Below are 24,294 nucleotides of genomic sequence, written 5' to 3' on the forward strand. Positions count from 1 at the left end.
ATCAGATACTCTCCAGTTCCGACCACTCTTCTTCGCTCATCATCTTGTCCAGTTCAACCAGAATCAACAACTCGTTGTTCTTGTTGCACACGCCCTGAATGAACTTGGCGGATTCTTCATTACCCACGTTCGGCGCAGTCTCGATTTCCGACTGGCGCAGGTAAACCACTTCGGCGACGCTGTCGACCATGATGCCAACCACTTGCTTGTCGGCTTCGATGATGACGATCCGGGTGTTGTCGCTGATCTCGGCATTCATCAGGCCGAAGCGCTGGCGGGTATCGATCACCGTGACCACGTTGCCACGCAGGTTGATGATGCCCAGCACGTAGCTCGGTGCACCCGGTACCGGGGCGATCTCGGTATAGCGCAGCACTTCCTGAACGCGCATCACGTTGATGCCGTAGGTTTCGTTATCGAGCTTGAAGGTCACCCATTGCAGAATCGGATCTTCAGAACCCTTTTGAGACGACGCCTTATCATTCATACCCTGACCCCTCGAAAAACCGCCTGTGGCGGCGTGTATTCTGTCCGACGACGCTGGGCGCCGCCGGTTATCTTATTTCGGTTTCTGGACCGGCTTCTTACTGCCACCCAGGTGTTTTGCCCCGCCGCTGGCGATCAGCTCCGCCAGCTCGGAAACGTCCAGCAAGGCGCACATATGCTCGATCACCGTACCGGCCAGCCATGGCCGTTGCCCTCGATGGCTGCGCCACTTGATCTCGTTCGGGTCCAGGCGCAGCGAACGGCTGACCTGATGCACCGCCAAACCCCACTCGTAACCCTGCACTGAAATCACGTACTGCAAGCCTTGGCGAAAATCATCGCGATAACGGTCCGGCATGACCCAGCGTGCCGTATCCAGTACCTTCAGGTTGCCGGCCTGGCTCGGCAGGATTCCGAGGAACCATTCCGGCTGGCCAAACAACGGCGTCAATTCCTGCCCGGCCAGGGAATAAATCGACCCCAGGCATACCAGCGGCACCGCCAGGGTCAACCCGGCCACATCAAACAACAGACACTCGAACGGCTCGGCGGCCCAGGCCGGACGGTCGTCGCCCGGCACCGGTGGCGGCGGATTGCTCGGCGGCAGGTGGATTTCCACCACCGGCGTCACCAGGCCTTGTAGCAGCGGGGCAACGGTCGAGACCGGCGCCAGGATCGGCGCAGGCGCGTCCATGACCGCCACCTGGGGCTTGATAAACGGTGCCTCGACCGCTGCAGCTATCACTGATTTTTGTGCGTCACGGGCCTGCTCTTCGAGCACGGCCGCCTGAAACTCATCCAGCACACCCTTGGCTTCGACGTTCTCGGGCAACGCCTCGATCACGCTTGGCTGTGGTGGCAATTCTTCGGTCGCTTCCTGCAGCAGCCCATCCAGATAGGACTGCAGGGCCATTTGCGGACGCGAGGTTGTCTTTATCGGGCGGCTCATAGGAACAGTGCGCCACTTGAAGAGGTTATCGGCATGAATGCGGCAGGACTTGAGCGTTCGCAGGCGAACACAATGCCAGTGGAAAGCCTCGTCACCTTAAGCCACCTGCTGCGGAACAAGCTGTTGGGTCAACAGGTGCTTGAGCAGCGCCCGATAGGCCAGCACTCCGCGGCTCTTGCCATCGAATTGCGACGGGGTCACACCGGCACGGCTGGCGTCCCGCAAGCGGGTATCAACGGGGATATAGCCTTGCCAGATGTCTTCCGGGTACTTGTCCCGCAACACCCGCAAGGTGCCCAGGGAGGCCTGGGTACGACGATCGAACAGGGTTGGCACGATGTTGAAGGCCAGCGTCTGCTTGCGCGAGCGGTTGACCATCGCCAGTGTATTGACCATGCGCTCCAGGCCCTTGACCGCCAGGTGCTCGGTCTGCACCGGAATGACCAATTGTTGGCTGGCTGCCAAGGCATTGACCATCAGCAAACCCAGCAACGGCGGGCTGTCGATGATCGCGTAATCGAAATCCTGCCACAGCTGCGCCAGACTCTTGGCGATCACCAGGCCCAACCCGCCCTGCCCCGGCGACTGTCGCTCCAGGGTGGCCAGGGCGGTGCTCGATGGCAGCAGGGAAATCCGCTCGTCGCTGGTGGACAACAGCAACTGCCCCGGCAGGCCCTCGGGCACAACGCCCTTGTGCAGGAACAGGTCGTAGTTGCTGTGCTCCAGGCTGTCGGGATCGTAGCCGAAATAGCTGGTCATCGAGCCATGGGGGTCCAGGTCGACAATGACCACGCGCTTGCCCGCCTCGGCCAGCAACCCGGCTAAAGCGATGGAAGATGTGGTCTTGCCCACACCACCTTTTTGATTGGCGACTGCCCAGACTCTCATTTGGATCGTTCCTCCCGGCCGAAACAGGCTCGACCGAGAAATAGCTCGGTTATAAAGCGGGTGACGGAGAATTGACGGCACTCTGTCTTCCCGGCGACTTGACCGGAGCCGGTGCAGTTTGTGTGCCAGCCCGCTTCAATGCCGCATCCGGAGTTGCTTTGGCCGTACCGGTACCGGTCAGGCTGCGACGCACATCGAGGTTGCGCGACACCACCAGCACCACCCGCCGGTTGCGCGCACGCCCCTCGGCCGTGGCGTTGTTGGCGACCGGCTGAAACTCGCCGTAGCCCACCGAGGCCAGGCGGCCGGGGTTCACGCCCTGCATCGCCAGCATGCGCACGATGCTCGCCGAACGGGCCGAGGACAGCTCCCAGTTGGTCGGGTATTGCGAAGTACGGATCGGTTGGTCGTCCGTGAAGCCTTCGACATGGATCGGGTTGTCGAAGGGCTTGAGGATCGCCGCGACCTTATCGATGATGTTGAACGCCATGTCGCTGGGCATGGCGTCGCCGCTGCCGAACAACAGGCTGGAATTGAGCTCGATCTCGACCCACAACTCGTTGCCACGCACGGTCATCTGGTTGGAGCTGATCAGGTCACCGAACGCCGCGCTGATATCGTCGGCGATGCTTTTCAACGGATCGCTACCGCCGGCGATACCGGCATCGACCTGTTCGCTGTCCTTGACCAAGGGCTTGGCCGGCGTGGTGGTCTTGGGGCGCTCATCGCCGATGGGAATCGGTTTGAGCGCGCGGTCGGAATCCGTGAAGACGCCGATCAACGCCTCGGAAATGACCTTGTACTTGCCTTCGTTGACCGACGAGATCGAATACATGACCACGAAAAAGGCGAACAGCAGGGTGATGAAGTCGGCGTAGGAAACGAGCCAGCGTTCATGGTTGACGTGTTCTTCGGTGTGCCTGCGACGTGCCATATTCCTTGTCTCCCATCAGTCCATGAAGCCCTGGAGCTTCAACTCAATGGAGCGCGGGTTTTCACCTTCGGCGATCGACAGGATCCCTTCCAGCAGCATTTCGCGATAGCGCGACTGGCGCAACGCGATGGACTTGAGCTTGGCCGCGATCGGCAGCAGCACCAGGTTGGCACTCGCCACGCCATAGATCGTGGCGACGAACGCCACGGCGATGCCGCTACCCAATTGCGACGGATCGGCCAGGTTGCCCATCACATGGATCAGGCCCATCACCGCACCGATGATGCCGATGGTCGGCGCGTAGCCGCCCATGCTTTCGAACACCTTGGCCGCTTCGATATCGCGGCTTTCCTGGGTGTAGAAATCCACTTCCAGGATGCTGCGGATGGCTTCCGGCTCGGCGCCGTCCACCAGCAATTGCAGGCCTTTGCGTGAGTAGCTGTCGGGCTCGGCATCGGCCACCCCTTCCAGCCCCAGCAGGCCCTCCTTGCGAGCGGTCAGACTCCAGTTCACCACACGATCGATACCACCGGCCAGGTCGACACGGGGCGGGAACAGAATCCAGATCAGCACTTGCATGGCGCGCTTGAAAGCGCTCATGGGCGACTGCAACAGCGCCGCGCCAATGGTGCCACCGAGCACGATCAACGCCGCCGGGCCGTTGGCCAGCGCGCCCAGATGACCGCCTTCCAGATAATTGCCGCCAATGATGGCGACGAACGCCATGATGATGCCGATCAGGCTGAGTACATCCATTACAGGCAGGCCTCGACCAGGTGTCTACCGATGTCGTCCAATCCGTACACTGCGTCGGCGAGATCGGCTTTTACGATGGCCATTGGCATGCCGTAGATCACGCAGCTGGCTTCGTCCTGGGCCCAGATCGCACTGCCGCCCTGCTTGAGCAGGCGCGCGCCTTCGCGACCGTCGGCGCCCATGCCGGTGAGCACCACCGCCAGAACTTTGTCACCGTAGGACTTGGCCGCGGAACCGAAGGTAATGTCCACGCAAGGCTTGTAGTTCAGACGCTCGTCGCCCGGCAGGATTTTCACCGCGCCGCGGCCATCGATCATCATCTGCTTGCCACCTGGCGCCAACAACGCCAGGCCTGGACGCAGGATGTCGCCATCCTCGGCTTCCTTGACGCTGATGTTGCACAGCTTGTCCAGGCGCTCCGCGAAAGCCTTGGTGAACGCCGCCGGCATGTGCTGGATCAGCACGATGGGGGCCGGGAAGTTGGCCGGCAACTGGGTCAGGACCCGTTGCAGCGCCACCGGGCCACCCGTGGACGTGCCAATAGCGACCAGCTTGTAGGCTTTGCGCTTGGGCGCCGGCGACGACGCACTGGCGGGCACCGGGCGAGCCGGCGCAGGGGCTGGTGCCGGTGCACTGCGTACCGGTGCCGGATTGAAGCTGCTCGATGCAGTCGGCGCCGGGCTTGGCGCCGCAACAGGGGCTGGCGCCGGTGCGCTGTAGGCACCGACACGACGATTGCTGCGGGAAATGCTGTGGACCTTTTCGCACAGCAACTGCCGGACTTTGTCGGGGTTGCGCGAAATGTCTTCGAAATTTTTCGGCAGGAAATCCACCGCCCCGGCGTCCAGCGCATCGAGGGTCACTCGGGCGCCTTCATGGGTCAGGGACGAGAACATCAATACCGGGGTCGGGCAGCGCTGCATGATATGCCGCACGGCCGTGATGCCATCCATCATCGGCATCTCGTAGTCCATGGTGATCACGTCCGGCTTGAGTGCCAGGGCCTGATCGATCGCCTCTTTGCCGTTGGTCGCGGTACCGACGACCTGAATACTCGTGTCCGCCGAAAGAATTTCCGAGACGCGGCGGCGGAAAAACCCCGAATCGTCCACCACCAGGACTTTAACTACCATAAACACTCCGTTAGACGAGGCGCGGCCCTGGGCCACGCCCCTCCAGAATCAAATACGCCGGGCGGCGTAACGCTTGAGCATGCTTGGCACATCGAGAATCAACGCGATGCGGCCGTCGCCGGTGATGGTGGCGCCGGACATGCCCGGGGTGCCCTGGAGCATCTTGCCCAACGGCTTGATGACCACTTCTTCCTGGCCCACCAACTGGTCGACGACGAAGCCGATCCGCTGGGTGCCCACCGAAAGGATCACCACATGGCCCTCACCCTGCTCCACATGAGCGGCGGAGCTGACCAACCAGCGCTTGAGGTAGAACAGTGGCAGTGCCTTGTCCCGTACGATCACCACTTCCTGGCCGTCCACCACGTTGGTGCGCGACAGGTCGAGGTGGAAGATCTCGTTGACGTTGACCAGCGGGAAGGCGAAGGCCTGGTTGCCCAGCATCACCATCAGGGTCGGCATGATCGCCAGGGTCAGCGGGACCTTGATGACGATCTTCGAGCCCTGGCCCTTGGTCGAGTAGATATTGATCGAACCGTTGAGCTGGGAAATCTTGGTTTTCACCACGTCCATGCCCACGCCACGGCCCGACACGTCGGAAATCTCGGTCTTGGTCGAGAAACCCGGGGCGAAGATCAGGTTGTAGCACTCGGTGTCGCTCAGGCGGTCGGCGGCATCCTTGTCCATCACACCGCGTTTCACCGCGATGGAACGCAACACGTTCGGATCCATGCCTTTGCCGTCGTCGGAGATCGACAGCAGGATGTGGTCGCCTTCCTGCTCGGCGGCCAGGATCACCTTGCCGCTGCGGACCTTGCCCGAGGCTTCGCGCTCTTCCGGCGACTCGATGCCGTGGTCGACCGCGTTGCGCACCAAGTGGACCAGCGGGTCGGCCAGGGCCTCGACAAGGTTCTTGTCGAGGTCGGTCTCTTCACCCACCAGTTCCAGGTTGATTTCTTTCTTGAGCTGGCGAGCCAGGTCGCGAACCAGGCGCGGGAAGCGCCCGAAGACTTTCTTGATCGGCTGCATCCGGGTCTTCATGACTGCGGTCTGCAGGTCCGCCGTGACCACGTCGAGGTTCGACACGGCCTTGGACATGGCTTCGTCCTGGCTATTGAGGCCCAGGCGCACCAGACGGTTACGCACCAGCACCAGTTCGCCGACCATGTTCATGATCTCGTCCAGGCGTGCGGTATCGACCCGAACGGTAGTCTCGGCTTCGCTGGCCGGTTTTTCCGCTGGCGCAGCCGCCGCAGCACGGGCAGGTGCCGGGGCCGCAGTGGCAGCAGGCTTGGCGGGTTCGGCCTTCGGTTCCGGTGCCTTGGCAGCGGGTTTGGGCGCAGCCTTGGCTGCTGGAACAGCAGTGGCGGTAGTGCCGGCAGCAGGAGCAGCCGCAGCCTTCCCGACTTCTGTAAACTTGCCTTTGCCGTGCAGTTCGTCGAGCAGCGATTCGAATTCGTGATCGCTGATCAGGTCGCTGCCAGCCGCGGCGGCAGCCGGCTTGGCTGGCGTCGGCGCGGAAGCGATGGCCGAATCCAGCGCGTCAACGGCAAACGTGCCCTTGCCGTGCAACTGATCGAGCAAGGCTTCGAATTCGTCGTCGGTGATGTCGGAGTTGTCGCCCGCCGCTTTCGGGGCAGCCGGAGTCGCCGCTGGCGTGACCGCATCGGGAGCGAACTGGCCTTTGCCATGGAGCTGGTCGAGCAATGACTCGAACTCGTCGTCGGTGATTTCATCACTGGCGTCAGCTGTTGCATTGGCGGGCGGCGCAGCAGGTGCCGCCGGCGCTTCGGCTTGGGCCTTGACGGCGTTCAGCGAATCCAGCAGTTGTTCAAATTCGTTATCGGTGATGTCGCCCGACTCTTCGGCGACCGGCTCTTCAGCCACTGCCTCGGCAACCGGAGCCGCTTCATCAGCCGATTGCGGCTCCGCCAGGCGTGCCAGCGCGGCGAGCAACTCAGGCGTGGCAGCGGTGATCGGCGAGCGCTCACGCACTTCGCTGAACATGCTGTTGACCGCATCCAGCGCTTCAAGCACCACGTCCATCAGTTCCGAATCAACGCGACGCTCACCCTTGCGCAGGATGTCGAACACGTTTTCGGCAATGTGACAGCACTCCACCAGCTCGTTGAGCTGGAGGAAGCCGGCGCCTCCTTTTACAGTGTGGAAACCGCGAAAAATTGCATTGAGCAGATCCGCATCATCTGGTCGGCTTTCCAGCTCGACCAGCTGTTCGGACAGTTGCTCTAGAATCTCGCCGGCCTCAACCAGGAAATCCTGAAGGATCTCTTCATCGGCGCCGAAGCTCATTAATGGCTGCTCCTAAAACAGGGCTAAAACTCAGAATCCAAGGCTGGACAGCAAATCGTCCACATCGTCCTGACCGGACATAACGTCTTCTCTTTTATCGGCATGAATCTGCGGACCTTCACCCTGAGAGAGATGTTTTTGTGGATCTTTTTCAGCAAGCATCGCTTCACGGTCGTGTTCGATGCCTGCAAAGCGGTCTACCTGGCTGGCCATCAACACCAGTTTGAGCAGGTTACTTTCCACTTCGGTGACCAGTTGGGTCACACGCTTGATCACCTGGCCGGTCAGGTCCTGATAGTCCTGAGCCAGCAGAATATCGTTGAGGTTGCTTGCCACCGCGCGGTTCTCGGTGCTGCTGCGCGCCAGGAAACCGTCGACCCGACGGGCCAACTCCCGAAACTCTTCGGCGCCGACTTCGCGCCGCATGAACCGACCCCAGTCGGTGCTCAAGGCCTGGGCTTCTTCGCTCAGGCCGTTGACCAGGGGCGTTGCGCTTTCCACCAGGTCCATGGTGCGGTTGGCCGCGGCCTCGGTCAGCTTGACCACATAACCCAGACGCTCGGTGGCGTCGGTGATCTGCGAGACTTCCTCGGCCTGCGGCATATTCGGGTCGATCTGGAAATTGACAATCGCGCTGTGCAATTCACGCGTGAGCTTGCCCACCTCCTGATACAGACCGCGGTCACGGGTCTGGTTGAGCTCATGGATCATTTGAACCGCATCGCCAAAACGACCTTTTTCAAGGCTGTCGACCAGTTCGCGGGCATGTTTTTTCAGGGTCGATTCGAAATCACCCATTGAAGATTCGTTATCCATAGCTCCCCCGTGGCGCCGTTAACCGATGCGTTCGAAGATTTTTTCAATCTTCTCTTTCAACGCCTGGGCCGTGAAGGGTTTGACCACATAGCCGTTTACACCGGCCTGGGCCGCTTCGATGATCTGCTCGCGCTTGGCTTCGGCAGTGACCATCAGCACCGGAAGATGCTTGAGTTTTTCGTCGGCACGCACCTGGCGCAACAGGTCGATACCGGTCATGCCCGGCATGTTCCAGTCGGTGACCAGAAAATCGAAGTTGCCACTGTGCAACATCGGGAGCGCAGTGGTCCCGTCATCTGCTTCGGCCGTGTTGGTGAACCCAAGGTCACGCAACAGGTTTTTTATGATCCGCCGCATCGTTGAGAAGTCATCAACGATGAGGATTTTCATGTTCTTGTCCAATTCGACCTCCAAGCAGTCTTAAACGCGCCCAGCACCTGGACGCGCCATTTCAATCAATCCGGCACAACACTCGACAACGGTCTGGAGCACCACGGATGGAGACTGGCACAGCACCTGCCAGGCCAGCCTCGTTCGCAGTGTCCCCACACTGCCTGTCAACGCGCTCGCCACTCCCCCAAACGCCCCCGCAAACGGGCCGCGCACTGGCTGTGTAACTGGCTGACCCGCGATTCGCTGACCCCCAGGACCTCACCGATTTCCTTGAGGTTCAGCTCTTCGTCGTAGTACAGCGCCAAGACCAGCCGCTCACGCTCCGGCAAATTGGCAATCGCTTCCGCCAGCGCGCTCTGGAAACGTTCATCTTCCAGGTCACGCGACGGCTCCATGTGAGCACTCGCGTTATCCTCGTGCAGCCCTTCATGTTCGCCGTCCTGCAACAGGTCGTCGAAACTGAACAGGCGGCTGCCCAAGGTATCGTTCAAAATCCCGTAATAATCGTCGAGACTCAACTGGAGTTCGGCCGCAACCTCGTGATCTTTAGCGTCACGCCCGGTTTTAGCTTCAATTGCCCGAATTGCATCACTGACCATGCGGGTATTGCGGTGTACCGAACGCGGCGCCCAATCGCCCTTGCGGACTTCATCGAGCATGGCACCGCGAATGCGAATACCGGCATACGTCTCGAAACTCGCGCCCTTGCTCGCGTCGTATTTGTTCGACACTTCGAGCAGGCCGATCATGCCCGCCTGGATCAAGTCTTCAACCTGGACACTGGCCGGCAACCGCGCCAGCAAGTGATAGGCGATACGCTTGACCAGTGGCGCGTAACGCTCGATCAATTCGTATTGGGCGTCCCGTGCCGATTTTTTATAGAGATGGTTGTAACCGCTGGCTGTCATAGCACGGGCCCTGCTGTTTGTTGCACAAGACGCTCGACGAAAAATTCCAGATGCCCGCGAGGGTTGGCCGGCAGTGGCCAGGTATCGACCTTCTGGGCGATGGCCTTGAACGCCAGCGCGCATTTGGAGCGTGGAAAGGCTTCATAAACGGCACGTTGCTTCTGGACGGCCTTGCGTACGCTTTCGTCGTAAGGCACTGCGCCGACGTATTGTAGGGCGACGTCCAGGAAGCGATCCGTGACCTTTGTCAACTTGGCGAACAGGTTGCGTCCTTCCTGCGGGCTCTGGGCCATGTTGGCCAGGACGCGAAAGCGGTTCATGCCATAGTCGCGGTTAAGCAACTTGATCAGGGCATAGGCGTCGGTGATGGACGTCGGTTCGTCGCAGACCACCAGCAGCACTTCCTGGGCCGCGCGGACGAAACTGACGACCGAGTCACCGATACCGGCTGCGGTGTCGATCACCAGCACATCGAGGTTGTCGCCGATGTCGCTGAAAGCCTGGATCAGGCCCGCGTGCTGGGCCGGGGTCAGGTGAACCATGCTCTGGGTGCCTGAGGCAGCCGGCACGATGCGAATCCCGCCCGGCCCCTGCAACAACACGTCACGCAGCTCACAGCGCCCTTCAATCACGTCCGCCAGCGTGCGTTTGGGTGTAAGCCCCAACAACACGTCGACGTTCGCCAGGCCCAGGTCGGCGTCCAGCAGCATGACCCGTCGGCCAAGCTCTGCCAGAGCCAGGGACAAGTTCACTGACACGTTAGTCTTCCCGACGCCACCTTTGCCGCCGGTCACCGCGATCACCTGTACGGGATGCATGCTGCCCATGTTCGTTCTTTACCTTGTCTTACTTAGACGGAGGCCACATTACTGGCTGCGCGTTCGCATACGGAACAATGCATGGCAGACCATCGATGTAGGTACAAAAAATATTCATGATTACCTCAGCCGACCTGCTTGGTCGGGCTGTGGTAGATATCAGCGAACATATCAGCCATGGCTTCTTCGCTGGGTTCTTCCTGCATTTGCACACTCACGGCACGACTGACCAGTTGATGACGGCGCGGCAGATGCAAATCATCCGGGATCCGCGGCCCGTCGGTCAGGTAGGCCACCGGTAATTCATGACCGATCGCCAGGCTCAACACCTCGCCCAGGCTTGCCGTTTCGTCCAGCTTAGTCAGGATGCAGCCGGCCAGCCCGCAGCGTTTGTAGCTGTGGTATGCGGCGGTTAGAACCTGTTTCTGGCTGGTGGTTGCCAACACGAGATAATTTTTTGACTTGATACCGCGTCCGGCCAGGCTTTCGAGCTGCATGCGCAGGGCTGGATCGCTGGCTTGCAGGCCTGCGGTATCGATCAGCACGACGCGTTTGCGCAGCAGCGGCTCCAGCGCCTGGGCCAGGGACTGGCCCGGATCCACATGGGTCACCGACACATTGAGGATCCGGCCGAGGGTCTTGAGTTGCTCCTGGGCACCGATGCGGAAACTGTCCATGCTCACCAGGGCAATGCTCTGGGCGCCGTACTTGAGTACATAACGGGCGGCGAGCTTGGCCAGGGTGGTGGTCTTGCCCATGCCGGCAGGACCGACCATGGCAATTACCCCGCCTTCTTCCAGCGGCTCGACTTCCGGGGTCGCGATCATCCGCGCCAGGTGCGCCAGCAACATGCGCCAGGCCTGGCGAGGCTCTTCGATACCATTGATCAGCGCCAGCAGGTCCCGGGACAACGGGCCGGACAGGCCGATGCGTTGCAGGCGACGCCACAGGTTGGCCTGGGCTGGACGGCTGCCTTGCAGCTGGTTCCAGGCCAGGGAGCCGAGCTGGACTTCCATCAGCTCGCGCAGGCTGTTGAGTTCAAAGCGCATCGAGTCCAGGGCGCGCGGATCGACACCCCGGGCAGGCGCCGCGGGCGCCGGCTCAGGACGACGCGGTTCGGCGTGGGCCTGCTCGATCAGCGGTTCGGCAGCCGTCAACGGCAGGCCGGCCGTCAGCGGCTGACCGGCGAACAATTGACGATTGGTGCCTGCCGCGGCCTCGCCTTCACTGCTGCGCAGGCTCAGCTCGGCCTGGGCGCTGGCGATGCGCGATTGAGTCTTGCGCAGCTCATCTTCGAGTTCCATGTTCGGAACCCGCGGGGCCAGCGCAGACAGTTTGTAATCCAGGGCCGCCGTCAGCTCGACACCGCCGGCGATACGACGGTTGCCAATGATGGCTGCTTCAGCGCCCAGCTCGTCACGAACCAGTTTCATGGCCTGACGCATGTCGGCGGCGAAAAAACGCTTCACTTGCATAAACCACTACCTCAGCCGTTGGGCCCTACTGTCGCAACGATGGTCACTTGCTTGTTGTCCGGTATTTCCTGGTACGCCAGCACATGCAACCCCGGGACCGCGAGGCGCCCGAATCGCGAGAGCATCGCGCGAATCGGGCCGGCCACCAGCAGGATCACTGGCTGGCCTTGCATCTCTTGCCGCTGGGCTGCTTCGATCAGCGAACGCTGCAGCTTCTCGGCCATGCTTGGCTCCAGCAGAACACCCTCTTCCGAGCCTTGTCCTGCCTTCTGCAGACTATTGAGCAATATCTGTTCCAACCTTGGTTCCAAGGTGATCACAGGCAGCTCAGACTCAGTGCCTACAATGCTTTGGACGATTGCGCGGGACACGCCGACCCGAACCGCAGCCACCAGGGCGGCGGTATCTTGACTCTTGGAGGCGTTATTGGCGATAGCCTCGGCGATACTGCGTATGTCGCGCACGGGCACCTGTTCGGCCAACAGCGCCTGCAGCACCTTGAGCAACTGCGACAACGAAACCACACCCGGCACCAGCTCTTCGGCCAGCTTCGGCGAGCCTTTGGCCAGTACTTGCAGGAGTTGCTGGACTTCTTCGTGGCCAATCAGCTCGCTGGAGTGCTTGTACAGGATCTGGTTCAAGTGGGTCGCCACCACCGTACTGGCGTCCACCACGGTATAACCGAGGGACTGGGCCTGGGCCCGCTGGCTGATTTCGATCCACACCGCTTCCAGGCCGAAAGCCGGATCCTTGGCGGTGATGCCATTGAGGGAGCCGTAGACCTGCCCGGGGTTGATCGCCAGCTCGCGGTCGGGGTAGATCTCGGCTTCGGCCAGGATCACCCCCATCAGCGTCAGGCGGTAGGCGCTCGGCGCCAGATCGAGGTTATCGCGGATATGCACGGTCGGCATCAGGAAGCCCAGGTCCTGGGACAGCTTCTTGCGCACCCCCTTGATCCGCGCCAGCAATTGCCCACCCTGGTTGCGGTCGACCAATGGAATCAGGCGGTAACCGACTTCCAGGCCGATCATGTCGATCGGCGTCACGTCATCCCAGCCCAGCTCCTTGGTTTCCATGGCGCGGGCCGGCGACGGCAGCAGTTCCTGCTGACGCTTGACCTCTTGCAGGGCCTGGACTTTCTGCACGTTCTGCTTCTTCCAGAACAGGTAGGCTCCGCCTGCAGCCATGGCCGCCATGCTCAGGAAGGAAATGTGGGGCATCCCCGGCACCAGGCCCATCACCGCCATCAGGCCGGCGGCAACGGCCAGGGCCTTGGGCGAGGCGAACATCTGCCGGCCGATCTGCTTGCCCATGTCTTCGGAGCCCGAAGCACGGGTCACCATGATCGCGGCCGCTGTAGATAACAACAGTGATGGCAATTGCGCCACCAAACCGTCACCGATGGTCAACAAGGCGTAAACCCTGCCAGCGTCGCCAAAACTCATGTTGTGCTGGAAGATACCGACAGCCATGCCGCCGATCAGGTTGATGAACAGAATCAACAGGCCGGCGATGGCGTCACCGCGCACGAATTTGCTGGCACCGTCCATGGAACCGTAGAACTCGGCTTCCTGGGCCACTTCCAGACGACGCAGCTTGGCCTGGCTCTGATCAATGAGGCCGGCGTTGAGGTCGGCGTCGATCGCCATCTGCTTGCCGGGCATCGCATCGAGGGTAAAACGCGCGCTCACCTCGGAAATCCGCCCGGCACCCTTGGTCACCACGACGAAGTTGATGATCATCAAGATGGCGAAAACCACGATACCGACCACGTAGTTGCCGCCGATCACCACCTCACCAAAGGCCTGGATCACCTTACCGGCGGCGGCGTGACCGTCCTGGCCGTGGAGCATGACCACCCGGGTGGACGCCACGTTCAGCGCCAGGCGCAACAGCGTGGCCACCAGCAGGATGGTCGGGAATACGGCGAAATCCAGCGGCCGCAGGGCGTAGACGCACACCAGCAGCACGACGATCGACAGGGCGATGTTGAACGTGAAAAACACGTCCAGCAGGAACGGCGGCACCGGCAGCATCATCATGGCGAGCATGACCAGCAGCAACAGCGGCACGCCCAGATTACCCCGGCTGAGGTCTACGACATTACTGCGCGCGGTGCTGAATAACTGAGAGCGATCCACCAATATTCCCCGTTCCTGTGAAGCAAACTTTTGACGCCCGGAGGGGGCGCAGACGGGGTATTGCAAGAAGCCTTCCAACTTTTGTCGGAGGCTGAAATAGAGGGGTTGAAGGGACGCTGACCTGTGGGAGCGAGCTGGCTCGCGATAGCGATTTGTCAGTCACACCCATAGTCGACTGAACCAGCGCAATCGCGAGCAAGCTCGCTCCCACAGGGTTTTGTGCCAGCCGACTCAGGAATCACGCCGCAAATCCGGCGGGATCGGCAGGTCCTTGAGCGGTTCGGGGCGTTTGCCCTTGCCGGCGCGGTGCTGGCGGATCTGGTAGACGTAGGCCAGCACCTGGGCCACGGCCAGGTACAGGCCGCCAGGGATTTCCTGGTCGAGCTCGGTGGAGTAGTAAATCGACCGCGCCAGCGCCGGGGACTCGAGCAGCATCACCTCATTGGCCACGGCGATCTCACGGATCTTCAGCGCCAGGAAGTCACTGCCCTTGGCCAGCAACACGGGAGCGTTGCCTTTCTCGGGGTCGTACTTGAGCGCCACGGCATAGTGGGTCGGGTTGGTGATGACCACATCGGCGTCTGGGATCGCTGCCATCATCCGCCGCTGGGACACCTCGCGCTGCAACTGGCGAATCCGCTGCTTGACCTCCGGCTTGCCCTCCGAGTCCTTGTGCTCGTCGCGCACTTCCTGCTTGGTCATCATCAGCTTCTGCTTGCTCTGATACAGCTGGATCGGCACGTCGATGGCAGCGATCAGGATCAGGCCGCAGGCTATCCACAACGTGCTCCAACCCACCAACTGCACACTGTGGATGATGGCCTGCTCCAGCGGCTCGTGAGCGATGCGCAACAGATCGTCGATATCGGACTGCAACACCGTCAGCGCGACAAACAGAACCAGCAGGAATTTCCCGAAAGCCTTGAGCAGTTCCATCAGCGCCGAGGTCGAAAACATGCGCTTAAGACCAGCGGCGGGGTTCATCCGACTGAATTTGGGGGCCAGGCTACCGGCGGCGAACAACCAGCCGCCCAGGGAAATCGGGCCGATAACAGCGGCCAGCAACAGGAAGATCAGAACCGGCTGTATCGCCAGAATCGCGATTTTGCCTGAGTGCAGCAGATACTGGGCCATGGACCCCGGCGTGAGCAGCACCTCACGGGGCAGCGAGAAATTCAGCCGCATGATTTCCAGCAGGTCCAGGGCCAACCCGCCACCATAAATCAGCAACCCACCCGCCCCGGCCAGCATCACCGCCAGGGTATTGAGCTCCTTGGAGCGGGCGGTCTCACCCTTTTCCCGGGATTCGCGCAGGCGCTTTTCCGTGGGGTCTTCTGTCTTGTCCTGGCCACTCTCGCTCTCGGCCATGGTTCAGCGTGCCTGTGCCATGTCGCGTAGCAGTTGCAAGGCCTGGATGGCCAGCGGCTGATACTGGTTGAGGATATCCCCCAGGCTGATCCAGAAAATCACCATGCCCAGCGTGAGGATCAGCGGGAAACCGATGGAGAAAATGTTCAACTGCGGCGCCGCCCGGGTCATCACGCCAAAGGCGATGTTGACCACCAGCAACGCAGTGATCGCGGGCAATACCAGCACCATCGCCGCACCCAGGACCCAACCGAGCTTGCCGGCGATTTCCCAGAAATGATTGACCAGCAACGCACTGCCCACCGGCATGGTGGTAAAACTCTCGGTCAAGACTTCGAACACCACCAGATGCCCGTTCATGGCGAGGAACAACAGGGTCACCAGCATCGTCAGGAACTGACCGATCACTGCCGTCGTCACGCCATTGGTGGGGTCGACCATGGACGCGAAGGCCATGCCCATCTGGATCGAAATGATTTGCCCGGCCACCACGAACGCCTGGAAGAACAGCTGCAGCGAGAACCCCATCAAGGTGCCGATGAGGATCTGCTCGGCCACCAGCATCAGTGCGCTGAGGTCCAGCGCATGAACCGATGGCATCGGCGGCAGCCCGGGCGCGATGACCACCGTGATCGCCAGGGCGAAATACAAGCGCACGCGCCGGGGCACCAGGGTCGTGCCGAAGACCGGCATACTCATGAGCACCGCGGTGACGCGAAACAGTGGCAGGACGAACGATGCCACCCAGGAACTGATCTGGGTGTCCGTCAGCGCGAGCATCGACATGAGGTCAGCCGATCAACTGCGGAATACTGCCGTACAACTGCAGGATGTATTCCATGAAGGTTTGCACCAGCCAGGGCCCGGCGACGATCAGCGTCACCAACATCACCAACAGGCGCGGCAGGAAGCTCAAGGTCTGCTCGTTGATCTGGGTCGCGGCCTGGAACATCGCCACCAGCAACCCCACCAGCAGGCTGGGGATCACCAGGATGGCGACCATCGTGGTCGTCAGCCAGAGCGCTTCACGGAACAGGTCTACCGCTACTTCAGGCGTCATATCGTCCTACCCGCACAAAAGGCCTAAACACCGCCGAAACTGCCCGCCAGGGTACCGATAATCAGCGCCCAGCCATCCACCAGCACAAACAACATGATCTTGAACGGCAGGGAAATGATCAACGGAGAGAGCATCATCATGCCCATGGCCATCAGGATACTGGCGACCACCAGGTCAATGATCAGGAAAGGGATGAAAATCATGAAGCCAATCTGGAAAGCGGTCTTGAGCTCGGACGTCACGAACGCCGGCACCAGGATGGTCAGCGGCGCCTGATCGGCACTGGGGATATCGGTGCGCTTGGACAGGCGCATGAACAGCTCCAGGTCGCTGCTGCGAGTCTGGGCCAGCATGAAATCCTTGATCGGCACTTCAGCCTTGGCCACGGCATCCTGGGCGGTGATTTTTTCTGCCAGGTAAGGTTGCAACGCATCCTGGTTCACCCGGTCGAACACCGGCGCCATGATGAACATGGTCAGGAACAGCGCCATGCCGGTGAGGATCTGGTTCGAGGGCGTCTGTTGCAGGCCCAGGGCCTGACGCAGGATCGAAAAGACAATGATGATCCGGGTGAAGCTGGTCATCAGCATGACGAACGCCGGTATGAAACTCAGCGCCGTCATGATCAGCAGGATCTGCAGGCTGACCGAGTATTCCTGAGCCCCTTCGGCGTTGGTTCCGAGAGTAATCGCCGGGATCGACAGCGGATCGGCGGCGAACGCCAACGGTGCGGCCAGCATCAGGGCCAATGCCAACAGGATGCGCAACGGCATTACTTTTTATCCTTCTGGTCTTTACCCAACAGTTCCATGAGGCGCTGGGCAAATTCGGGGCTGGCCTGCTCGGCGGAAGGCACCTGCACCGGCTCCTTGAGGACGTGCAAGGCGGTGATGGTGCCCGGGCTCAGGCCCAGCAGGATCTGCTCATTGCCGACCTGCACCAGCACCAGCCGGTCGCGTGGCCCGAGCGCGCGGGAACCGACGATGTCGATGACCTGCCCCTTGCCAGCCGGCCCCGCCTGCTGCACACGCCGCAACAGCCAGGCGAGAAAGAAGATCAAGCCCAGCACCAGCAGCAAGCCGAGCACCAATTGCGCCAATTGCCCGGCGACACCACTGCCTGCTGCCGGCGCGGCGGCGGCCGTGGCAACCGGTTCGGCCGCCAGCACACTCAACGGCAGCATCGCGGCTGCTGCGAAGAAACCTTTCACTTAGCGCAACTTCTTGATGCGTTCGCTCGGGCTGATCACGTCCGTCAGGCGAATGCCGAACTTCTCGTTGACCACCACCACTTCGCCATGGGCGATCAAGGTGCCGTTGACCAGTACATCGAGCGGCTCGCCGGCCAGGCGGTCCAGTTCGATCACCGAGCCTTGGTTGAGCTGCAGCAGGTTGCGGATATTGATGTCGGTGCTGCCCACTTCCATGGAAATCGACACCGGGATATCGAGAATCACATCCAGATTCGGGCCATCGAGCGTCACCGGTTCATGACTCTTCGGCACGCTGCCAAATTCTTCCATCTGCAGGCGGCTGGACGCATGGGCGCCAGTGTCGGCCGCCAGCAAGGCGTCGATGTCGGCTTGCCCGGCATCGCCGGTTTCTTCCAGGGCCGCAGCCCATTCATCGGCCAGCGCCTGGTCATCCTGGGTATTCATATCGTCAGCCATCATGTGTCCTCGGCGGGCAAAATTCAGTTAGAAGCAAAAATCCGTTACAAACTTAAGGTGTTCGACACCGCTCAGCGGCGTTCGATCGGCTCGATCACCTGCAACGCCAGGTTGCCTTTGTGAGAGCCCATCTTGACCTTGAAGGCCGGCACGCCATTGGCGCGCATGACCATGTCTTCCGGCATCTCGACGGGGATGATGTCCCCCGGCTGCATGTGCAGGATGTCACGCAGACGCAGTTGGCGCCGAGCGACTGTAGCGCCGATCGGCACGTCGACATCCAGCACGTCCTGGCGCAAAGCGTTGATCCAGCGTTCGTCCTGGTCGTCGAGGTCCGACTGGAAACCGGCGTCGAGCATTTCACGCACCGGCTCGATCATCGAGTACGGCATGGTCACGTGCAGGTCGCCACCACCGCCATCGAGCTCGATGTGGAAAGTCGAGACCACTATGGCCTCGCTTGGGCCGACGATGTTGGCCATGGCCGGGTTCACTTCCGAGTTGATGTACTCGAAGTTCACTTCCATGATCGCCTGCCAGGCTTCCTTCAAGTCGACGAAGGCCTGCTCCAGCACCATGCGCACCACCCGCAGCTCGGTCGGGGTGAATTCCCGACCTTCGATCTTGGCGTGACGGCCGTCACCACCGAAGAAGTTGTCCACCAGCTTGAACACCAATTTGGCGTCCAGGATGAACAACGCGGTGCCGCGCAACGGCTTGATCTTCACCAGGTTGAGGCTGGTGGGTACGTACAGCGAGTGCACGTACTCACCGAACTTCATCACTTGCACGCCACCGACGGCCACGTCGGCCGAGCGACGCAGCATGTTGAACATGCTGATGCGGGTGTAACGGGCGAAACGTTCGTTGATCATTTCCAGGGTCGGCATGCGTCCGCGAACGATGCGATCCTGGCTGGTCAGGTCGTAGCTTTTGACGCTGCCCGGTTCAGCAGCGTTTTCGGTCTGTACCAGACCGTCGTCGACACCATGCAACAGCGCATCGATTTCGTCCTGGGACAGCAGGTCCTGCACGGCCATGTCGTGTTCCTACTGCAATACGAAGTTAGTGAAGAGCAACTGTTCGATCACCACTTTGCCAAGCTCTTTCTGAGCGACTTCCTGCACGCTGGCCGTGGCTTTCTGACGCAACATTTCCTGGCCGACCGGAGTGGCCAGGGTGTCGAAATTCTGTCCGGAAAACAGCATCACCAGGTTATTGCGGATCAGTGGCATATGCACCCGCAGCGCCTCCAGGTCAGCCTGGTTGCGACCCAGCAGGGTAATGCTCACCTGCATGTAGCGTTGACGACCGTTCTGGTTGTAGTTGGCCACGAAGGCTGGCGCCATCGGTTCGAAAATCGCCGGCTGCTTGCCCACTGGCGCAGCTTCGACCGCGACTGCCGGCTTGCTTTGAGCGCTGTGCATGAAATACCAGGTTGCGCCCACAGACACACCGATCGCCAGGAGCAAACCCACCACGATCATGATGATCAGCTTGAGTTTGCCTTTGGTTGCAGGGTCTTTTACAGCTGCTGCTTCACTCTTCGCCATGCCAATAATCCGTCACTAATCGAGGTTTTCACTGTTGCACGGCAAGGCTGGAGCAAGTGTTATGCCAGAAGTGGCAAGAGAGAAGATGGCGGGCCGGGTGCAATCTTTGATCGCCCAAAAAGCAATGTGGGAGCGAGCTTGCTCGCGATAGCAGTGGATCTGTCACTACAAGGGTGACTGACAGTCCGCTATCGCGAGCAAGCTCGCTCCCACAGAGGGTGTTGAGGCGTCAGGCGTAGTAGTCGACCGCGCTGCTGCCGATGACGCTGGTGGCACTGGCCGCTACTTCAGCAACGCTGGCCGGCAGGTGCTCATCCACCGAGTCCACTCGCCCACCGGACGACGTCGTGCGCCCGGCCTGGGCTTGTTGCTGGGCCTGCTGCCCCTGGTTCTGCGAGCCACGGGATTGATCGGACACGCTGACGTCGACCTGGCCCATGCCCTGCTGGGCAAAACTGTCCCGCAGGCGATGCAACTGGCCTTCGAGGGCTTCGCGAACGCCGGGGTGGGCGCTCATGAACGTGACCTGGGTCTGCTGGTCCGGAACCATGTTCACCCGGATATCCAGGCGCCCGAGTTCGGCGGGTTGCAGCTGGATGTCGGCCGCCTTGAGATTGACGCTGGACAGGTACATCACCCGGTTGACCACCTCCTCGGTCCAACCGCTCTGATTCATCGCGATAGGTTGATTGACCGGCACCGCGTTGGCGGTCTTGGGTGTAGCAGCCTGGGTCAGTGCGGCCAGGCGGTTGGCGAAATCGTCCACGCGTGTGTCACTGGACGCGGCGCCGAGGTCCTTGAGGCCCTCGCTGATCAAGCCGCCGAATGCCTTGTCGCCGCCCTGACTGCCGGACTCGGTACTGTTCTGATCGGCCTGCACGGTGAGCATGCTCGCCATGCCCGCGGCGAAGGTCTGCGCCGAAGTCGGTTCACCGTCGAGCGACGCCGGGGCAGTAGTCTTGGATTGCGCCTGGCTAGCGGCGGAAACATGACCGCCCTGCTCCATCGCCAAACGCAACGCTGGCAACGCATCAAGCGGGTCGGCTTCAGGGTCAAAGGCTGGATCGACCTCCGGGGCCACCGCAGCCTGGGCCGGCGTGACCAGCGGGGCAACCGGTGCCGCGACGGCCGTGGTGACCTGAACCTCGGTCGTGACCACAGGCGCAGGTTCCGGTGCGATTGTCGCCACCGGCACCGTCATGTCGGGCAGCAATCCTGGATCAAGGCTCGGATCGACGGGTGCAGCATCCGCCACTGGCGTTTCAGCCGAGTCAGCGTTGTCGTCGCGGGCGGCCTTGTCGTCAGCGCTGGCCGGTTTGTCGGCGGGCAAGGGTTTGCCGCTATCGGCAACCGTCGGTTCCGAGGCGGCAGAGGTTTGGTTGCCGGTGTCTTTTTTGACGGTGTTGCTGGAGGCGTTGTCGCGCGCCGATTTCACCGGTGGCTCAGGGGCCGCCGCTGCCTTGGCAGGCGCCTGCTTGGCGAAGACTTGAGCGAAGCTGGAGGCTCTATCCCCGAGATCCGGGGCCACTGCCGGTGAATTGACGGCGACCTGGGGCTTGGCCTGGACAGAGGCCTGAAGCAGTGTATTGGGGGTAACGGGCATATAAAGGTCTCCGCTGCACTGGAATCATAGGTACAGTCGAGACTAGGTAATGCAAGGCACGGGCCAACGTCTGCCCGACCGTCAAATCTCAGCAGTGAAAGCCTTCGCGCTCTTCTCGGCAAAGCTTGCGAACATGAGCGAATTCACTGTCGATTTCGTTGACCAGTTTCTCGATACCACCCAATGAGGGCTGTTTGGCACGCTGCTCCAGTTCGCCACACAGCTCGGCCAGGCGGATAGCGCCCATGTTGCTGCTGCTACCCTTGAAGCTGTGGGCCGTGGCGCTCAGTTTTTCAGCGTCCCGCGCCTCATGCAGCACGCGCAGGCGAGCCTCCGAGTCATTGAGAAACGTATCCAGCAACTCCAGATACCCCTCCTCCATGACTTCCTTCAGCGTGCTGAGCACGTCGCGGTCCAGATGAATCTCGTTCACTTGTTCGCTCCCTGATCAAGAATGGCGCCGATTATGCCGGAGCCTCCCAGAAAAACTCCACGCGCGCACTACGACCATCGTCTGACCAACTGGCTTGGTGGCTCAACTGGCGTACCAGGCTCACGCCGCGCCCCGACAACCGATCAGTGTCCACAGGACGCGCCAGCACCCTGGCGACATCAAAGCCTTCGCCACTGTCCTCGACCTCTATGGCCAGGCACCCACCCTCACCGTTTGGCGAGACATGCAAGTGCACCCGCACGTAGCCGTCGCTCAGTTCATCCAGGCGCGTATTGCGCTCCCTGTAATAGCGGGCAAAACCCGCCGCGTCACGCTTGAGACTGGAGTCGAGCCCCAGCACCCCATGATCCAGGGCATTGGAATACAGCTCCGACATGACGCTGTAAAGGGCGCCACTCTGCACCCTGAGCCCATGGACCTCAAGCAGCAATTGCAGCAAGTAGGGCATCGGGTTGAAGCGTTTTAGCGTCTGCGCCCGGAACTCGAAGCTCACCGACCAATCCAGCGGGCTGGACTGACCGCTATCGGAATAGACCGGTGGCGGCGGATTGAGTTGCGTCGGTGCGACCAATCGCAACTCGACCATGCTGAAGTCATCCCGCGACTCACCGCGAAAATCCCGCAAGGCCTGCTGGATGTCTTCAAACAGCAGGTCGGGTTCACGGTTGGCGGCGAACACCTGTTGCAGCCGTTCCACGCCAAACAGTTGCTCGTCTTCGTCGGTGGTATCGATCACACCGTCGGACAACAGGAACACCCGGTCACCCAGCGACATGGTATGCACTTCGGTGCGGTCATCGAATAATTGAGGTGTGAGCACGCCCAACGGCAGGTGCCGCGCCGGCAATGGCGTACGCACGCCACTGAGGCTGTCATGCAGGTATCCATCGGGCATGCCGCCGTTCCAGATCTCTACCGTGCAACGCTGGAAGCTCAGGCATAACAACGTCGCGCAACAGAACATGTCGACGGGCAGGATGCGCTTGAGCTTGGCATTCATCTCACGCAGGATCTGCGCCAGGCCGTAGCCCTTGGCGGTCATCCCGTAGAACACTTCCGCCAGCGGCATCGCGCCGACCGCCGCGGGCAAACCGTGGCCGGTGAAATCCCCCAGCAGGACGTGCATGTCGCCGGCCGGATTGAACGCTGCCAACAGCAGATCACCGTTGAACAAGGCATAAGGCGATTGCAAGTAACGGATGTTCGGCGCGCTCAGGCAGCCGGAGTGGGCGATCTTGTCGAACACGGCCTTGGCGACCCGTTGCTCGTTGAGCAAGTAGTCATGGTGCCGGGCAATCTGGTCGCGCTGCTCCACCACCGTGGCCTGCAACCGACGCAAGCGATCCATGGCCTTGATCTTGGCCGCCAGGATCACTTGGTTGTAGGGTTTGGCCAGGAAATCGTCGCCGCCCGCTTCCACGCAACGGGCCAGGGCTTCGCCCTCAGTCAACGAGGTGAGGAAAATGATCGGGACCAACTGGTCCCCGGCCAACTGCTTGATCTTCTGCGCGGCTTCAAAGCCGTCCATCACCGGCATCATCGCGTCCATCAACACCAGGTGAGGACGCTGCTCCAGATAGACGTTAACCGCTTCGGCGCCATCGGCCGCAGTGAGCACATGATGCCCCTGGCGGCGGACGATGGTCGACAACAGCAGTCGGTCAGCGGCACTGTCTTCGGCAATCAGGACCGTCAGCGACTCCGACGACGATTGCATGGCGATCAACTGATGTCGAACAGCTTGTCGAAATTGGAGATCGCGAGGATTTTCTTGACGTCATTGCTGCTGTTGACAACGCGGATATCCGACGCATCGCCACCGGCATGATCACGCAACAGCAGGAGCATGCCCAAGGCGGAACTGTCGAGATAAGTGGCGTCTTTCAAATCCACCACGATGGAGTCAGGTTTTTTGTTGAGCCGTTCATAGGACTCACGAAATTCCTGATGCCGCCCGAAATCGAATCGACCTTTGATCGAGATCGTCAGCTTATGCCCATCGGGGGATACTTCGGTAACAACTGACATGATCGGCTTCCTTGTCATGGACATACGTGTACAAGGTGTAGCATCTGGTAAAGGTCTGAGCAAGGTTTTGCCTCATTCAGCCGACAAAATCGCGGTTTCGCATCAATAGGGATTCTGGCGTGGCAGGCGCTGGGACAACTCATCGAGGAGTTTCTGTTCGCGCTTGTCTTCCAGTTGCCGTGCCTCATCAATATAGCGCTGCACCAGTTTGCGCAGCCCTTCGACCCGGGCAAACGCCTCTTGCCAGCTCTGGCGGGCCTTCTCCAGGTTGTTCTGGTGCCAGACCAGGCTCTGGCGCTGCTGGTCGATAGCGGTACCCAACTGCGCAAGGAATCCTTGGTAACCCAATAACCACTGCCCGGAAACCCCGTGGGCGCCCCGGGCGATCCACTGCTCCTGGTACTCGAGTCGAAAGTTTTCGAGGTCTGCCAGTTTGCTTTCGGCGACTTTGACCTGGCCCTGAAAATACGCCAGTCGCTGGACGGCAGTCTTCTCGGCCTTTTCCGCCATGTCCACCACTGGCGCCAGGCGTGCCGCACGACTCGTGGCCAT

General features: G+C 60.9%; 26 protein-coding genes. All 26 read right to left on the reverse strand.

Going from position 1 to position 24,294, the window contains the following annotated elements; genetic code table 11:
- Window position 1 precedes the first annotated feature (1 nt).
- Window positions 2-487, reverse strand: coding sequence for a chemotaxis protein CheW (locus F7R20_RS21975; RefSeq protein ID WP_003199144.1), 486 nt, complete (start codon window positions 485-487; stop codon window positions 2-4).
- Window positions 488-559: 72 nt separating this feature from the next.
- Window positions 560-1,435 carry a CheW domain-containing protein gene (locus tag F7R20_RS21980; RefSeq protein ID WP_003199142.1) on the reverse strand — a complete coding sequence of 292 codons (876 nt, stop codon included), beginning with the start codon at window positions 1,433-1,435 and terminating at the stop codon, window positions 560-562.
- Window positions 1,436-1,531: 96 nt separating this feature from the next.
- The gene (locus tag F7R20_RS21985; protein WP_003199140.1) at window positions 1,532-2,323 is read right to left on the reverse strand and encodes a ParA family protein; all 792 of its coding nucleotides are present in this window, start codon (window positions 2,321-2,323) and stop codon (window positions 1,532-1,534) included.
- Window positions 2,324-2,372: 49 nt separating this feature from the next.
- A complete protein-coding gene (gene motD / locus F7R20_RS21990) occupies window positions 2,373-3,257 on the reverse strand; it encodes a flagellar motor protein MotD (protein WP_003199137.1) in 885 nt (294 codons plus the stop codon).
- Between the two features lie 15 nt (window positions 3,258-3,272).
- A complete protein-coding gene (locus F7R20_RS21995) occupies window positions 3,273-4,013 on the reverse strand; it encodes a flagellar motor protein (protein ID WP_003199135.1) in 741 nt (246 codons plus the stop codon).
- Window positions 4,013-5,146, reverse strand: coding sequence for a protein-glutamate methylesterase/protein-glutamine glutaminase (locus tag F7R20_RS22000; RefSeq protein ID WP_003199133.1), 1,134 nt, complete (start codon window positions 5,144-5,146; stop codon window positions 4,013-4,015). Before F7R20_RS22000 ends, F7R20_RS21995 begins: the two co-directional genes overlap by 1 nt.
- A 48-nt stretch (window positions 5,147-5,194) precedes the next feature.
- A complete protein-coding gene (locus tag F7R20_RS22005) occupies window positions 5,195-7,456 on the reverse strand; it encodes a chemotaxis protein CheA (protein ID WP_003199130.1) in 2,262 nt (753 codons plus the stop codon).
- Window positions 7,457-7,486: 30 nt separating this feature from the next.
- Window positions 7,487-8,272, reverse strand: coding sequence for a protein phosphatase CheZ (locus tag F7R20_RS22010; protein ID WP_003199127.1), 786 nt, complete (start codon window positions 8,270-8,272; stop codon window positions 7,487-7,489).
- Window positions 8,273-8,290: 18 nt separating this feature from the next.
- Window positions 8,291-8,662, reverse strand: coding sequence for a chemotaxis response regulator CheY (locus F7R20_RS22015; RefSeq protein ID WP_003199125.1), 372 nt, complete (start codon window positions 8,660-8,662; stop codon window positions 8,291-8,293).
- 167 nt (window positions 8,663-8,829) lie between these two features.
- Window positions 8,830-9,573: an RNA polymerase sigma factor FliA gene (gene fliA / locus F7R20_RS22020; protein WP_003199123.1), complete on the reverse strand. Its 744-nt coding sequence runs from the start codon at window positions 9,571-9,573 to the stop codon at window positions 8,830-8,832.
- Entirely contained in the window at window positions 9,570-10,400 is an 831-nt protein-coding gene (gene fleN / locus F7R20_RS22025) for a flagellar synthesis regulator FleN (RefSeq protein ID WP_003184001.1), read from the reverse strand. Before fleN ends, fliA begins: the two co-directional genes overlap by 4 nt.
- Before the next feature lie 116 nt (window positions 10,401-10,516).
- On the reverse strand, window positions 10,517-11,866 hold the full coding sequence (flhF, locus tag F7R20_RS22030; protein ID WP_003199121.1) for a flagellar biosynthesis protein FlhF: 1,350 nt from the start codon (window positions 11,864-11,866) through the stop codon (window positions 10,517-10,519).
- An 11-nt stretch (window positions 11,867-11,877) separates the two neighbouring features.
- Window positions 11,878-14,007, reverse strand: coding sequence for a flagellar biosynthesis protein FlhA (gene flhA, locus F7R20_RS22035; protein WP_027912735.1), 2,130 nt, complete (start codon window positions 14,005-14,007; stop codon window positions 11,878-11,880).
- A gap of 231 nt (window positions 14,008-14,238) precedes the next feature.
- The gene (gene flhB, locus F7R20_RS22040; RefSeq protein WP_003199117.1) at window positions 14,239-15,375 is read right to left on the reverse strand and encodes a flagellar biosynthesis protein FlhB; all 1,137 of its coding nucleotides are present in this window, start codon (window positions 15,373-15,375) and stop codon (window positions 14,239-14,241) included.
- Window positions 15,376-15,378: 3 nt separating this feature from the next.
- Entirely contained in the window at window positions 15,379-16,161 is a 783-nt protein-coding gene (gene fliR, locus F7R20_RS22045) for a flagellar biosynthetic protein FliR (protein ID WP_003199115.1), read from the reverse strand.
- Between the two features lie 4 nt (window positions 16,162-16,165).
- Entirely contained in the window at window positions 16,166-16,435 is a 270-nt protein-coding gene (gene fliQ, locus F7R20_RS22050; RefSeq protein ID WP_003199113.1) for a flagellar biosynthesis protein FliQ, read from the reverse strand.
- Between the two features lie 23 nt (window positions 16,436-16,458).
- Entirely contained in the window at window positions 16,459-17,208 is a 750-nt protein-coding gene (gene fliP, locus F7R20_RS22055; RefSeq protein ID WP_003199111.1) for a flagellar type III secretion system pore protein FliP, read from the reverse strand.
- Complete coding sequence (fliO, locus tag F7R20_RS22060; protein WP_003199109.1) at window positions 17,208-17,645, reverse strand: flagellar biosynthetic protein FliO; 438 nt, start codon at window positions 17,643-17,645, stop codon at window positions 17,208-17,210. Before fliO ends, fliP begins: the two co-directional genes overlap by 1 nt.
- Window positions 17,646-18,104: a flagellar motor switch protein FliN gene (gene fliN, locus F7R20_RS22065; protein WP_003199107.1), complete on the reverse strand. Its 459-nt coding sequence runs from the start codon at window positions 18,102-18,104 to the stop codon at window positions 17,646-17,648.
- 71 nt (window positions 18,105-18,175) lie between these two features.
- The gene (gene fliM, locus F7R20_RS22070) at window positions 18,176-19,144 is read right to left on the reverse strand and encodes a flagellar motor switch protein FliM (RefSeq protein WP_003199105.1); all 969 of its coding nucleotides are present in this window, start codon (window positions 19,142-19,144) and stop codon (window positions 18,176-18,178) included.
- A 9-nt stretch (window positions 19,145-19,153) separates the two neighbouring features.
- Window positions 19,154-19,657 (reverse strand): flagellar basal body-associated protein FliL, encoded by a 504-nt coding sequence (fliL, locus tag F7R20_RS22075; protein WP_003199102.1) that lies wholly within the window; start codon window positions 19,655-19,657, stop codon window positions 19,154-19,156.
- Between the two features lie 229 nt (window positions 19,658-19,886).
- Window positions 19,887-21,260 (reverse strand): flagellar hook-length control protein FliK, encoded by a 1,374-nt coding sequence (locus F7R20_RS22080; protein WP_003199099.1) that lies wholly within the window; start codon window positions 21,258-21,260, stop codon window positions 19,887-19,889.
- A gap of 88 nt (window positions 21,261-21,348) precedes the next feature.
- Window positions 21,349-21,693, reverse strand: coding sequence for an Hpt domain-containing protein (locus tag F7R20_RS22085; RefSeq protein WP_003199096.1), 345 nt, complete (start codon window positions 21,691-21,693; stop codon window positions 21,349-21,351).
- A gap of 31 nt (window positions 21,694-21,724) precedes the next feature.
- Window positions 21,725-23,431: an ATP-binding SpoIIE family protein phosphatase gene (locus tag F7R20_RS22090; RefSeq protein ID WP_003199095.1), complete on the reverse strand. Its 1,707-nt coding sequence runs from the start codon at window positions 23,429-23,431 to the stop codon at window positions 21,725-21,727.
- Between the two features lie 5 nt (window positions 23,432-23,436).
- Window positions 23,437-23,742 carry an STAS domain-containing protein gene (locus F7R20_RS22095; RefSeq protein ID WP_003199093.1) on the reverse strand — a complete coding sequence of 102 codons (306 nt, stop codon included), beginning with the start codon at window positions 23,740-23,742 and terminating at the stop codon, window positions 23,437-23,439.
- 102 nt (window positions 23,743-23,844) lie between these two features.
- On the reverse strand, window positions 23,845-24,294 hold the full coding sequence (gene fliJ / locus F7R20_RS22100) for a flagellar export protein FliJ (protein ID WP_003199091.1): 450 nt from the start codon (window positions 24,292-24,294) through the stop codon (window positions 23,845-23,847).

The sequence above is a fragment of the Pseudomonas brassicacearum subsp. brassicacearum genome (assembly GCF_008801605.1).
GTDB lineage: Bacteria > Pseudomonadota > Gammaproteobacteria > Pseudomonadales > Pseudomonadaceae > Aquipseudomonas > Aquipseudomonas brassicacearum.